Here is a 12831-nt window from a genome sequence, read left to right as displayed (position 1 = left end):
CAGCCCGGTCATTAATGGCCGGGCTTTTTCATGCCTTCTTAAAATCTGTATTTAATTTAATTTTCTGCATAAGGCTATTAATTTAATTTTATACTTTTGAAAAGATTATTAATAAAGTTTAAATGAAAAAATTGTCATATACCCTGTTATTTGCATCAGGATTGGTTTTCGGGCAGTTCTTTGAGAAAGGAAAGGTTTTTACCAAACAGGATACTTTAAAGGGTTCCAATACGGAGTTTCGTAATTTTTGGGATGTTAAAAAGTATGATCTTTCTGTAGAACCGGATTTTGAACAGAAAAGTATCAAAGGAAATAATACAATCAGCTTTGAGATTATAAAAGATGTCACCAATCCTGTTTTCCAGATTGATCTTCAGCAGCCTATGAAAGCTGACAAGGTGGAAGGAAGCTTTCCTATTGCCAATTATAAGCAGGATGGGGATTTTATTTTCATTACAACAAATAAAAAATTCAAAAAGGGGAAAATACACCATCAACGTCATTTATTCCGGAAAGCCAACCATTGCTAAAAATGCACCATGGGACGGAGGATGGGTTTTCACTAAAGATGAAAAAGGAAATCCATGGATGACTGCTGCTGATGAGGGAATAGGAGCTTCCATATGGCTTCCTACCAAAGATATCTGGAGTGATGAACCTGATAACGGGATCATCATGAAAATTATAACGCCTAATGATCTGGTAGGTGTCGGTAATGGTAGGCTAACCAATAAAAAAATAACGGGTGGCAAAACTACTTATACCTGGGAGGTAAAAAATCCTATCAACCCCTACTCCATTATTCCGAGTATAGGAAAATATGTAAATTTTAAAGATGTATTTGAAGGAGAAAAAGGAAAACTAGACCTGGATTACTGGGTAATTGACTATAACCTGGACAAGGCAAAAAAACAGTTTCAACAGGTAAAACCTATGCTATCCGCATTTGAATACTGGTTTGGTCCATATCCGTTTTATGAAGATTCATACAAACTTGTAGAGTCTCCTCACCTGGGCATGGAACATCAGAGTAATGTAGCCTATGGAAACAAATATCAGAACGGCTATCTTGGCAGAGATCTTTCCGGAACAGGAGTTGGGTTACACTGGGATTTCATTATTATTCATGAAAGCGGCCATGAATGGTTCGCCAATAATATTACCGCAAAGGACCAGCTGATATGTGGATCCATGAAAGTTTCACCAATTATTCCGAGACTCTTTTCACGAAAAAATATATGGACAAAAAATCTGCTGACATCTATGTTCAGGGGATCAGGAAACTGATAGATAATGACATTCCTATTATTGGCAGATACGGCGTAAGAAATGAAGGCAGCGGAGATATGTACCCGAAAGGGGCCAATATGCTTCATACGATAAGACAGGTCATCAATAATGATGAAAAATTCAGACAGATTTTAAGAGGCTTGAATAAAGATTTTTATCATCAGACTGTTACCACCCAACAGATTGAAAATTATATTTCCTCAAAGTCCGGAATCGATTTTTCTACTGTTTTTGACCAGTATCTGCGAACGGTAAAGATCCCAACCCTGGAATATGCTCAGGATGGTGATACTTTAAAGTTCCGTTATACAGATGTGGTAAAAAACCTGAAATTACCCGTTATCATTAATGGCGATCAGACTATAAATCCAACGGAAGAATGGCAGACGGTAAAGCTTAAAAAGAATAATCCGGTTGAATTTAATCCCAACTATTATATCAATTATACTAACACTCAATAAAAAAGGCAAATCCGCATACCAGCAGATTTGCCTTTTGCTTTTTCTTTAAAATTTTAAGAAAAGTTTAATACTTTTTCCGTAACAAATTGATAAAAAAAGCAACTATTTAACTATTAATGTAAACCTAATGAGAAAAACAGTACTTAGTCTCGGTATTTTTGCTGCTTTTTTGGCCAATGCCCAGTCTATTAAAACAACCATTGACCTTGTTAATGTAAAAGATGATAAAGTAGCCGTTACCATGGAATTCCCGAAAATGAAATCCGGGGATGTTAAATTTCATTTCCCAAAACGGTTCCGGTACTTATTCTGTAGATGACTACGGAAGATTCATCGAAGGAATTAAATTTTATGACAACAAAGGAAAAGAGCTTACGTATACCAAAGTAAATGACAATACCTATTCATTGAAAAATGCCCAGGGCCTTTCCAAAATCTCTTATCTTGTCAATGACAGTTTTGATGAAGAAACGGATACCTCCAAACATAAAGCTGTATTTTCTCCGTCTGGAACCGATATTGAGGCAGGAAAAGTATATATGATCAATACCCACGGATTCATTGGATATATTGAGAATATGCAGGATGTTCCGTATCAGCTGATCGTTCAGAAACCAACCGATTTTTACGGAACCACAGCGTTGGTAGATCAGGATAAATCTGAATCTACAGATACCTATACCCTTGCCAATTACGCGAAGGTGACAGATTCTCCGCTTATGTATACAAAGCCGGATTATATCACGTTCAATGCTGGAGGGATGGATCTTGTTTTGGGTGTATATTCCCCGACAGGAAAATATAAAGCCGCTGATTTCAAAGACAATCTTGAAAAATGGTTATTGCTCAGAAGAAATTCCTGGGAGATATGAATACAAATAAAAAGTATGCGATCATGCTTTATCTTTCCGGAGGTGACGGTCCGTCGGTAAAAGGTTTCGGAGCATTGGAGCACCATGAATCCACAAGCGTTGTGCTTCCTGAAGCAATGCCTAAAGATGCTATTGACAACACCATTACTGATGTGGTGTCCCACGAGTTTTTCCATACGGTAAACCCTCTGAAGACCCATTCTGAAGAAATCCACTATTTTGATTACGCAGATCCGAAAATGTCACAGCACTTATGGATGTACGAAGGCGGAACGGAATATTTTGCCAATTTATTCCAGATCCAGGAAGGTCTGATCGATAAAGACCAGTTCCTGCGAAGAATTGGTGAGAAAATCGCCAACTCGAAGAGCTATGATGATACAATGCCATTTACGGTAATGAGTAAAAATGTATTGGTTGAACCTTACAAAGATCAGTACAGAAATGTGTATGAGAAAGGAGCACTTTTAGCGATGTGCTTAGATATTGAGCTCAGAAAACTTTCCAACGGAGAAATGGGATACCGTGATATGATCAGAAAACTGTCACAGAGATTTGGTGAAAACAAACCTTTCAAAGATGATAAGCTGATTGACGAACTGGTAACGGTAACCGGATACCCTCAGGTAAAAGAATTTTATAACAAATATATTGCAGGAAACCAGCCAACGCCTTATGCACAATACCTGAGCATGGTAGGTGTAGATATTAAAAAGCAGGAAAGCCAGCCTATTTTCTGGTTTATCAAAGATCCGAACCAGACAGGTTTTGATGACAAGACCAATGCTTTTGCTTTTGACGAACATTCTGCACTGTCTCCATTTGCAAAAAGTATAGGATTTAAAATCACTGACCAGGTACTTGCCCTTGATGGAAGAACAGTAGATATTAAAAAAGTACAGGACTTTATCGGATATACCCGAACCATTAAAGACGGACAGGAAGTAACGGTAACCATCCTGAGAGATAATGCCGGTAAAAAAGAGAAAATGACGCTGAAAGGAAAGGCAATACTGGATAAAATGACCATGGAAACTCCAGTATTTAAAGCGAATCCGACTCCGGAAGAGTTGAAATTACAGACCCAGTGGCTCACTGGTAAAAAATAAAGAGAAAAGCGGGGAAAAATTTCCCCGCTTTTTATTTTCTAAGGATGATCTTTTATTCTTTATTCTTATTCTTTAACATTCAAACCTGACAGGTTTCTGTTTACAACTCATTAAGCCAGCATCACTCCTCCTTTCTGATTGTTATTCTAAAGGTACTTCCTTTTCCTATTTCCGTCTGGGAAATCTTGATATCTCCGTTGTGGTATTCATGGATGACTCTTCTGGCCAGTGACAATCCCAGTCCCCAACCTCTTTTTGGTAGAATAACCGGGATTAAAAGCATTTCGTGCCTGCTGTTTTGTCATTCCGCTTCCGTTGTCTTTTACTTCAATTAAAATATTTTTATTTCTTTCAAAAACAGATATTGTAATGGCTCCTTCTCCTTTCATGGCATCCACAGCATTTTTTACCAGGTTTTCAATCACCCAGCTTATCAGGATCTTATTGTGGGGCACCAGAACGGTATAAGTAGGAAGATTCAGGGTAAAATTGATTTTTCTGGAAATTCTGGTTTTTAAATAATCATAATTCTCCTGAATCGTTTTATTGAAATTTCTATCGTTCAGCTCAGGAACGGATCCTATTTTTGAAAACCGTTCTGAGATGGTTCTAAGCCTTTCAATATCTTTTTCAATCTCATGCACTCCTTCCGAATCCGGGTTATCCAGCTTCATAATTTCTATCCAGCCAATCATAGATGATAAAGGTGTTCCGATCTGATGGGCTGTTTCTTTTGCCAGACCTGCCCAGAGATATCCTTCGTCTGTCTTTTTGATGGTTCTGAAAAACCAGAAAGAAAAGCCAAAATACAACAAAATAAACAGTCCCAGAATGTAAGGAGAATACCTGAGGTTATTAAGCAGGCGTGAGTTGTCATAATACACAAACTGGTTATTTCCATCCGGAACTTTGATCTCAATAGGATCATAATTTTTCTCCATATTCCGGATCAGATCCTGTAGTTTTTCAGGGTTTTTGATCGTACTTTCAGGAATATTTCTGTAGTATCCGAGATCAAGAATCGGATTTTTATATTTATCTGTTACGATGAACGGAATCGTGTTATTGATGTTCAGGATATCCGGCAGTAGATCCAGAACATCCGTATCGGGAGTCTTCACTTCCTGCTGTATTCTTATCGCTTTGGAAAGCAGACTGATCCTTTTGATCTCCTCTTTTCTGAGAAAATTAATAAGCGATGTTGAAGCTACTATAATGGCAATCACCAAAGTAGTCATCACAACAAAAATGATCCAGTTATTCAGCCTGGTGAGGATAGATTTTCTCAAAGGTATTTACTTTAAAACATTCAGGATTTTCTGAAGCTCTGTATTTCCACTTCCCTGATAGTTATTGATAATAATCGAAAATACATATTTTTTTCCATCCTTTGCGGTGTGATATCCTGCAAAAGATTTGGTATCTCTCATCGTTCCGCTTTTCATCTTCATTCCATTATCCTGAACCGGAAATCCGTCATAGTATGCTTCAAACCAGGATTGTTTTTTAGCATATAAAAGAGCCTGCACTTCTGCTTTTGCGGCCACATAATTTTGTGGGGAAAGTCCGCTTCCATCTGCAAAATTGATCATATTCGGATTGATTCCCTTTGACTTCCAGAATTCTTTCAGATAAGAAACACCGCTTTTGAAGCCTGAATTTCCTTTTTCTCTTTTCCTAAAGTTTTAATCAATGTTTCACCATACAGATTGATACTTTTTCTCAGAAACCAGTATACAATTTTATCCAGAGTCGGCGATTGGTAAGTGAGGATAATATTATTTTTCGGAGCTTCCAAAGCCTGTTTTCCATCAATTTCAAGCTGCGAGTTTGTTATTGCTTTTCCCGAAAGCTCAATACCCGATTCCTTCAGCCATTGTTTTACTTCTGCTGCCAGCTGTAGCGGCGGATTGGGAGTAGAACCGGAAACCGTAACAGTTTTTCCCGATGGAAGCATCCCGTTAATCAGCGCAACATCAGAATGAGGAGCCGTAAAGATCAGGCTTTGGTCTGAGCTTCCCCTGTTTTCAGATCATTCAGCCATTTCACTCCTTCCAGCGGATAAGAGAAGCTTTTAAAATCGGTTCCGTTAATAGTAATATCAAACTGGTTTTCTTTCCAGTTGATTCCCCATACACCGGCACCATAATAATTGCCAAGGTCATCCCACGGCCAGCCTCCCGGAATCGTCTGATGGTCAAAATAAGAATCATCAATGACGAGGTCACCTGATATTTTTGTTATTCCTGAATTTTTAATGGCATCTATCAGCTTCTTTTAAAATTCTCAGGTTTATAGCCCTCATACCGCCAGCTTCCCAATGTAGGATCACCGTTGGAACTGATAAACAAATTCCCGTTCAGAGTTCCTGCTGATATGTTTCCTGAATAACTTGACGTGGTGGTATAGGTATAGTTTTTCCCTAAAGTTTCCAGTGCGGCTCCTGCCGTAAAAATCTTCTGTGTAGAAGCTGTAGAAAGGCCTTTGTTTCCCTGATATTCATAAATAAGATTACCGTTTTCATCCGAAACATAAAATGATAAGCCGGAAGAAACCGCTCCCGAAGAATCCATAAGATCCTTTGTGGCTTTGTCTAATTTCTGGGCGATATTCTGTGCGGTAACGATCTGTACAGAAAGTGTAAGTACAGCAAGAGTTTTTTCATTACATTGTTAATTTGGGTCTAAACAAATAGCATTCAACAGTTCATTGCAATGGTACTGATGTTCCATGGCCTGAACCTTTTTCGTATGTCTAAATTCTAATCAAATATAGTTAAAATAAAAGCTTTTCATACTCCCTGAGATCATCTGAAGTGAAAAGAATCTGGTGGCCGGGAGATTTTTCAAATGACCGGTCGTATTTAAAATATTTTTCATAATCATCTTCATCTATGAAAATATCCATCTGGCAATCCTTAATATAGTCTGATTTTTCTTTGTACTCCTGAATAAAAAATCCGGATCCACTCCATGGTTCATTATGACACCGCAGGCAATTTCTCTGATGAACAGCCTTATAACCGCATATTTCACAATCCTGCAAGTTTTGAAATAAATTTGAAATTTCAACTCGTCTGTCTTTCGGGAAAAGCGAAAGCGGTATAGCTTTTAAAAGCAGGTAATAATTAGGCTCCTGCCATGAAAAACAAGTCCCTTGCTCCCGATTGGTATAAAGCCATAATTTCTGAAGATCGTGTTCAATCTCAGCTTTAATGATATTTTTAATATTCAGAATGATCTTACTGTTTCTCCTGATATTCTGTTTGCCATCGATTTCAATCACCGGCTGCTGTTCCAGAAAATGATTCAGGCACAATGTGGTCTGCCACGAACCTATAGTTCTCATTTTACCTTCACTGCTGCAGATTTCACAGGTTTTAACAGACAATTCTGAATATTTGTCTTTAATTTCTTTAAGCTTTTTATTGAGTGTTTCATCTTCAGAATAGGTATAGCATCTCAATCCGCCAAATTTTTCTTTTCCAAATACATTATGCTCCGGATTCCAGCCTGCAGTGGCAAATTCATACAGTAATTTCCGGATCAGTCCGTCCCATCCGGTGCTGTTCACTGAAAAATTAGTCAGGTTACGTTCTATGAAAAGATTTATTTCTTTTTCGTTCATTAAAGTCTGCTTCCTGCTTCAATTTCGTAAGGCTCTTTTCCTTTTTCAAAAATCCTTGTCAGTTCACTTCCCTCAACGGTTATTGAATCTCCGGTCTTTCTGATCCAGTTTCCTTCTCTGAGTCCCACCACTTTGATGTCATTTTGGGTAAGGAATTCCTTAATACGGGTTTCTCTGGTTTCTCCGTTATGCTTCAGGTCCGGATTAGGATCCAGGTAATGCGGATTGATATTAAAAGGAACCAGCCCCATGCAATCGAAGCTTGGCGGATATACGATCGGCATATCGTTCGTGGTTTTCATATTCTGGCCTCCGATATTACTTCCGGCACTACATCCCAGATAAGCTTTTCCGGCTGATACATTTTCTTTCAGAACAGACATCAGCCCTTCTTCATGTAATGTTTTAACCAGTAAAAAAGTATTTCCTCCTCCCGTAAAATAACCTTTTGCCTGGTTCAGGGCTTCTGCTTTATTTTCAAATTCATGCAGCCCTTTTACTTTTATATTGATGGTTTCAAAGAAAGAACGCGCTTTTGCAGTATAATCATCATGGGAAATACCTCCCGGGCGCGCGAAAGGAATAAACACGATTTCGTCAATACCTTTATATAATTGGATTAATTCTTCTCTCAGGTATTCCAGATATTCTCCACCAAAAAGTGTGGATGTTGAGGCTAATATGATATTCATGTGACGAAATTATATAGTATTAATAAAAATGAAGGACAAAGATAACCTCAAAGATTAACGAATCAAAAATTAAATTAAAAAAAACAACAATCCCGTTAATATTTTCTAAAAAAACTTAAAGCCTCTAAAATTTTAGATTTTGTGGAATTATTATTGAATTTTAGATTTTGACTTTAAAATATAAGATTATGAAAATGAGTAAAATTAATAGCCTATTCTTAGGTTTGATACTAGCAGGAAGTGTAAGTCTTGTAAATGCACAAACAACTCAACCGGAAACTTCGGCCACAACAAGCCAGACAGCGAATCCAACTATTGAAGGACTTAAAAAGCAGGTTGAGGCCAATCCAAAAGATACAGAATCTTTAGCAAAATTAGCAGCAGCTTACCAGGATGCATCAGACTGGACGAATGCCATTGATACCTGGAAAAAAATCTCTGTTTTATTACCGGACTGGGCTCCGTCTTATTACAGCCAGGCTTATGCCTATCAGTCTGCTAAAGATGATGCCAATGCAAAAATTGCTTACGAAAAGTATATTGCAACAGTAAAACCTGAAGAGGTAGAGCAAAATAAGAAAAACCTGGCATATGCCTATTTCTATCTTGCCTTCTCAGAACAGAAAACTGATCCAAATAAAGCTAAGGAGCATATTGCTAAATCAATTCAGTATGACCCGACCAACGAGGATGCTCTGAAACTTAGCAAAACATTAAATTCTTAGTAAATAAAAATGCCGGAAAGTTTTCCGGCATTTTTGTTATCAATGACGAATACTTAGTTTATTTAATTTTCTTTCCAAAAAATCGGTTTCACCATGCAGGTGACGAATGATTTTCTCAATATTTCTCTGGATACTGACTTCGGTTTTTAAATTATTGATATACCGGATCAGCTCATGTCTCCTCGAGGGAATCAGCTTTTCAAAGTTTTCCGTTGCCAGGCTGCTCTCTTTAATGGCCTTTTCCAGTTGGGGATGGATGGAAATACTTCTGTCGGAATCATCATACTCCAGTACTACTTCAATGATTTCTCCTATTCTTTTGGGTGAATTTTTCAACATGATGAGGTTTACGTACAGCCTCCATTCTCCCAGATATTTCATCAGGTTTTGTTTAAATTCCTTTCCGTTCACAGTTCCTTTTACCGGGATAGGACTTTTATTTCTGCCTGCTTTTTCAAAAATCGTGTTCAGTACTTCTTCCGGAACAGATACAAAAGGGTTAATTCCTATGATTTCCAATGTAGCGGTGAAACTCTTGTTTTCCATAATTAATAATTTAAAGCGATCAGGCTGGAAGCTAGAACTAGAAGCAAAAATAACAGTTTGACGAATATGTATGAAATTTCTTTTTTTATTATTTCAAAAACAACCACTCTCATATACTCCCACATCCCAACCCGTTTACTCTCAAACCCTCTCACGCTCCTACCCAGAAACCCGCAAACTCCAAACCCCGAATTCCGGAACCCCGTAACTCAAAATTCATACTTCAGAACCCAATTAATTCCCTATATTTGTATTAATAAATCTATTTATCAAAATGAAATTTTTTATTGACACAGCTAATTTAGAGCAAATTAAGGAAGCAAGAGATCTTGGAATTTTAGATGGTGTAACAACCAACCCTTCGTTAATGGCAAAAGAAGGAATTCAGGGAGCTGAAGCCATCAAAAACCACTATAAAACGATCTGCGAGCTTGTAGATGGAGATATTTCTGCAGAAGTTCTTTCTACAACATACGAAGAAATGATTAAAGAAGGAGACGAATTGGCTGCGATTCACCCTAATATCGTTGTAAAAATTCCGATGATCAAAGACGGAATCAAAGCTTTAAAATATTTTTCTGACAAAGGAATCAAAACCAACTGTACATTGATCTTCTCTCCGGGGCAGGCTCTTTTGGCAGCAAAGGCAGGAGCTACTTATGTATCTCCGTTCCTTGGAAGATTGGATGATATTTCTACAGATGGTCTGAATCTTATCCAGGAAATCAGATTAATTTTCGATAACTATATGTACGAAACTGAAATCCTTGCAGCTTCTATCCGTCACTCAATGCATATTATTGACTGTGCTAAAATCGGAGCAGATGTTATTACATCCCCACTTCCTCCGATCTTGAGCTTATTGAAGCACCCGTTAACAGACAGCGGATTGGCTCAGTTTGTTGCAGATTCTCAGAAATTGGCATAATCACTGACTCTAGATTCAGATATAAAAATCCCGGAACAAAGTTCCGGGATTTTGTTTTTTATGTCCAATCTTATTTCAGCAGATCCAGTTCCAGGATGTTGTTCTGCTTTTTAAGATCATTCTTCTTTTTTATTTCTTTAGCTTTTTGTGCTTTATCAATAGGAATCAATTTTCCGGATTCGTCTATTTCCTGAATTTCAATTCCCTGAGCTACCATTTGTTTTTCACTTTTCATCGGATCAGCAAGATATTCTTTGAAAGCTTTCCGGTATTTTACTTCCGTTACAGTAACCAGTGCATTAAACCTTTCTTTTTCTTTGGTACTCTTCCACTCGTATCCGGCCGGAAGTTTTTTACTTCCTTTTAATTCAAATGAATGCGTTCGGGAAGCATCTTCTATCTTTACAATCAATCCCGGAAGTCCTGAAAACTTATAAGGGCCATCCTGGATGGGCAGATCTGGTGTAAACCACGCTATCCATTTTCTGCCCGCAAAGTTACAAACAGCTTTCTGAGCATTGAATGTTCCTATTTTTTCTTTTTCCGGAAGGATTTGCCATCCCTGCTTTCTTTCATCCTGCACCAAATATTCATCCGCAGATAAATTGTTAAAAAACTCACTGAATAATCAGGATAGCTTTTTTCAACACTATAAAGCACCTTACCTTTAAATTTAATACCGGAAAAATTGACTTCTGTACTTCCAGCCTGTAATTGTTTTTCCATAGATGCAGTCATAAGGGAATCTGATTCAAAAACATCTTTACTGTAAAACTTGGATCCTTTGGAAACAACGTCCAGAAACATTATTTCAGTTTCGGGTTTGCCTTTGGCAGTAGAATCAATACTGTATTTATATTCATAAATAAATCTCTGATTCTGAGCATTAGCTGCAAGAGCCAACAGCAGACTGAATGCAACAATTATTTTTTTCATAGAGTATTAGTTGAAAATTATTTAGTCTTCTTTTACAATTGCTTTAACAACCCTGCACGGATTTCCCACAGCTACTACATTATCAGGAATATCTTTTGTAACAACACTTCCTGCCCCTATCACCGAGTTATTTCCAATAGAAACACCCGGAAGTACAACTACATTTCCACCCAGCCAGACATTATCGCCTACTTTTATCGGATGTGCATATTCCAGCCCTTCATTCCTTTGCAGTGCATCAAGCGGATGGCCTGCGGTATAGAAACTGCAGTTGGGGCCGATAAACACATTATCACCAAACTCTACTTTGGCACAATCCAAAATAACAAGGTTATGATTGGCATAGAAGTTTTCTCCTGCTTTTATATTATATCCGTAATCGCACCAGAAATTGGGTTCTATGCAGATATTTTCTTTTATACTGCCGATAATCTTTTTAAGAAGCTGGTATCTGTTTCCTGAATCGGAATTTTTTAAAGCATTATATTCCTGACATAAATCTTTGCACGCAAGGCGTTCCTGTATCAGTTCTTTATCATAGTTGGCGTTGTATAAAAGTCCGGCTGCACATTTTTCCTTTTCTGTCATAAGATATAAAGTTAGTTTCTTATTGAAAGATAAAAAAATATATCATAACATCATGAATTGATATGGTCACTTTTTGATTTCTTTTGTCAAGCAAAAAACAGGATGACAAAAATGCCATCCTGCAGATATTAGAAAATATAATTTTTAATTTACCAGATCCGGTTCAATCGGATTGTTATCTTTCTTAAAGGCTTCTTTAGTATTTTTTTCTATTTCCCTAAGTACCTGATTGGGATCTGAGATTTCTTTGCCGTCCCCTGTTCTCAGCTTGAAACTAAATTTGGTATTGCCATCACCATTTTTCATTAACATTTCTCTCATATTCTTGGCAGGATCATTTACATAAGCCTTCCATACTTTTTTAAACTGATCTTTTGTTACTTCCAGCTCTTTTCCGCCTATCCCCAGCGCTCTTACATGATCAGGCATCTGCATTTCCGATTCACCGGCCGGAGTATTAATCGTTTTATTACCTATCATCGTCATTATATGCGATCCGGTGGTATCCTCAATTTTTACGATAAGGCCGGGAAGTCCGTAAAAAACATAAGGCCCATCCTGAAAAGGAAGATCTGTTGTAAACCAGGCTGTCCATTCCCTTCCTCCAAAGCTGGCAGTGGCTTTCTGAGCCTGATACGCTCCTATTTTTTGTTTCTCGGGCAATATTTTCCATTCCGGTTTCTGGTCTTCTTTTATTTTATACTTATCTGTAGAAATGCTTCTGAAGAGATACGTTTTAAAATCCGGGTATTGTTTGGTTACTTTATAGGAAACCTGCCCCGGCCTTTCTCTTTTGTTGATGCTTATATTTCCGCTGCCTGCTTTCAACTGTTTTTCAAGTTCTGCTTTTGCGGTGGAATCTGCTACAAATTTATCACGGCTGTAATAGCTTGATCCGTTTTTATCAATATCGAGCATCATCATTTCTGTCTTTACATCTTCCTTATTATTGGAATCCGGAATAAACTTATATTCATAAAAAAACCTGTTGACCTGTGCACTGACAAGCCCACCCAGAAATACAAAAAATAGAATTTTACTTTTCATAATATATGTT

The 12831-nt window shown here is 37.6% G+C and carries 11 protein-coding genes and 3 pseudogenes; 5 read left to right on the top strand and 9 right to left on the bottom strand.

Going from position 1 to position 12831, the window contains the following annotated elements; all coding sequences use genetic code 11:
• Positions 1-122: 122 nt before the first annotated feature.
• From OWR28_RS10250 to OWR28_RS10240, 3 genes and pseudogenes are all read left to right on the top strand, one after another.
• Positions 123-1751 (top strand): annotated as a pseudogene (locus OWR28_RS10250) (M1 family metallopeptidase).
• Positions 1752-2020: 269 nt separating this feature from the next.
• Positions 2021-2623, top strand: a complete 603-nt coding sequence (locus OWR28_RS10245; RefSeq protein WP_332386541.1) for a M61 family metallopeptidase — start codon at positions 2021-2023, stop codon at positions 2621-2623.
• Complete coding sequence (locus OWR28_RS10240; RefSeq protein WP_332386540.1) at positions 2587-3732, top strand: M61 family metallopeptidase; 1146 nt, start codon at positions 2587-2589, stop codon at positions 3730-3732. The genes OWR28_RS10245 and OWR28_RS10240 overlap by 37 nt, the downstream gene beginning before the upstream one ends.
• 121 nt (positions 3733-3853) lie before the next feature.
• Here the strand turns inward: OWR28_RS10240 and OWR28_RS10235 are convergent.
• From OWR28_RS10235 to pepE, 4 genes and pseudogenes are all read right to left on the bottom strand, one after another.
• Positions 3854-4970, bottom strand: a pseudogene (locus OWR28_RS10235) (sensor histidine kinase).
• 57 nt (positions 4971-5027) lie between these two features.
• A pseudogene (gene dacB, locus OWR28_RS10230) lies at positions 5028-6359 on the bottom strand (D-alanyl-D-alanine carboxypeptidase/D-alanyl-D-alanine endopeptidase).
• Between the two features lie 148 nt (positions 6360-6507).
• Positions 6508-7359 (bottom strand): hypothetical protein, encoded by an 852-nt coding sequence (locus OWR28_RS10225; protein WP_332386539.1) that lies wholly within the window; start codon positions 7357-7359, stop codon positions 6508-6510.
• Entirely contained in the window at positions 7359-8051 is a 693-nt protein-coding gene (gene pepE / locus OWR28_RS10220) for a dipeptidase PepE (protein ID WP_332386538.1), read from the bottom strand. Before pepE ends, OWR28_RS10225 begins: the two co-directional genes overlap by 1 nt.
• Before the next feature lie 194 nt (positions 8052-8245).
• On the opposite strand from pepE, the gene OWR28_RS10215 reads away from it, so the two are divergent.
• The gene (locus OWR28_RS10215) at positions 8246-8776 is read left to right on the top strand and encodes a tetratricopeptide repeat protein (RefSeq protein WP_332386537.1); all 531 of its coding nucleotides are present in this window, start codon (positions 8246-8248) and stop codon (positions 8774-8776) included.
• Positions 8777-8815: 39 nt separating this feature from the next.
• On the opposite strand, the gene OWR28_RS10210 is transcribed toward OWR28_RS10215, so the two are convergent.
• Positions 8816-9322, bottom strand: a complete 507-nt coding sequence (locus OWR28_RS10210) for a YdeI/OmpD-associated family protein (protein WP_332386536.1) — start codon at positions 9320-9322, stop codon at positions 8816-8818.
• 274 nt (positions 9323-9596) lie between these two features.
• On the opposite strand from OWR28_RS10210, the gene fsa reads away from it, so the two are divergent.
• Entirely contained in the window at positions 9597-10250 is a 654-nt protein-coding gene (fsa, locus tag OWR28_RS10205) for a fructose-6-phosphate aldolase (protein ID WP_002978975.1), read from the top strand.
• A gap of 70 nt (positions 10251-10320) precedes the next feature.
• On the opposite strand, the gene OWR28_RS10200 is transcribed toward fsa, so the two are convergent.
• The 4 genes from OWR28_RS10200 to OWR28_RS10185 form a co-directional block, all read right to left on the bottom strand.
• Entirely contained in the window at positions 10321-10833 is a 513-nt protein-coding gene (locus OWR28_RS10200; RefSeq protein WP_332386535.1) for a GLPGLI family protein, read from the bottom strand.
• On the bottom strand, positions 10779-11186 hold the full coding sequence (locus OWR28_RS10195; protein WP_332386534.1) for a hypothetical protein: 408 nt from the start codon (positions 11184-11186) through the stop codon (positions 10779-10781). Before OWR28_RS10195 ends, OWR28_RS10200 begins: the two co-directional genes overlap by 55 nt.
• Positions 11187-11207: 21 nt before the next feature.
• Positions 11208-11774, bottom strand: coding sequence for a sugar O-acetyltransferase (locus OWR28_RS10190; protein ID WP_332386533.1), 567 nt, complete (start codon positions 11772-11774; stop codon positions 11208-11210).
• Positions 11775-11918: 144 nt separating this feature from the next.
• A complete protein-coding gene (locus OWR28_RS10185; RefSeq protein ID WP_332386532.1) occupies positions 11919-12821 on the bottom strand; it encodes a GLPGLI family protein in 903 nt (300 codons plus the stop codon).
• Between the last annotated feature and the right edge of the window lie 10 nt (positions 12822-12831).

This window comes from Chryseobacterium sp. 1B4 (genome assembly GCF_036631475.1).
In the GTDB taxonomy this organism is placed as follows: Bacteria; Bacteroidota; Bacteroidia; order Flavobacteriales; family Weeksellaceae; genus Chryseobacterium.
The sequence above is the reverse complement of the archived record's forward strand: the minus strand, read 5'-3'. Positions and strand labels throughout refer to the sequence as shown.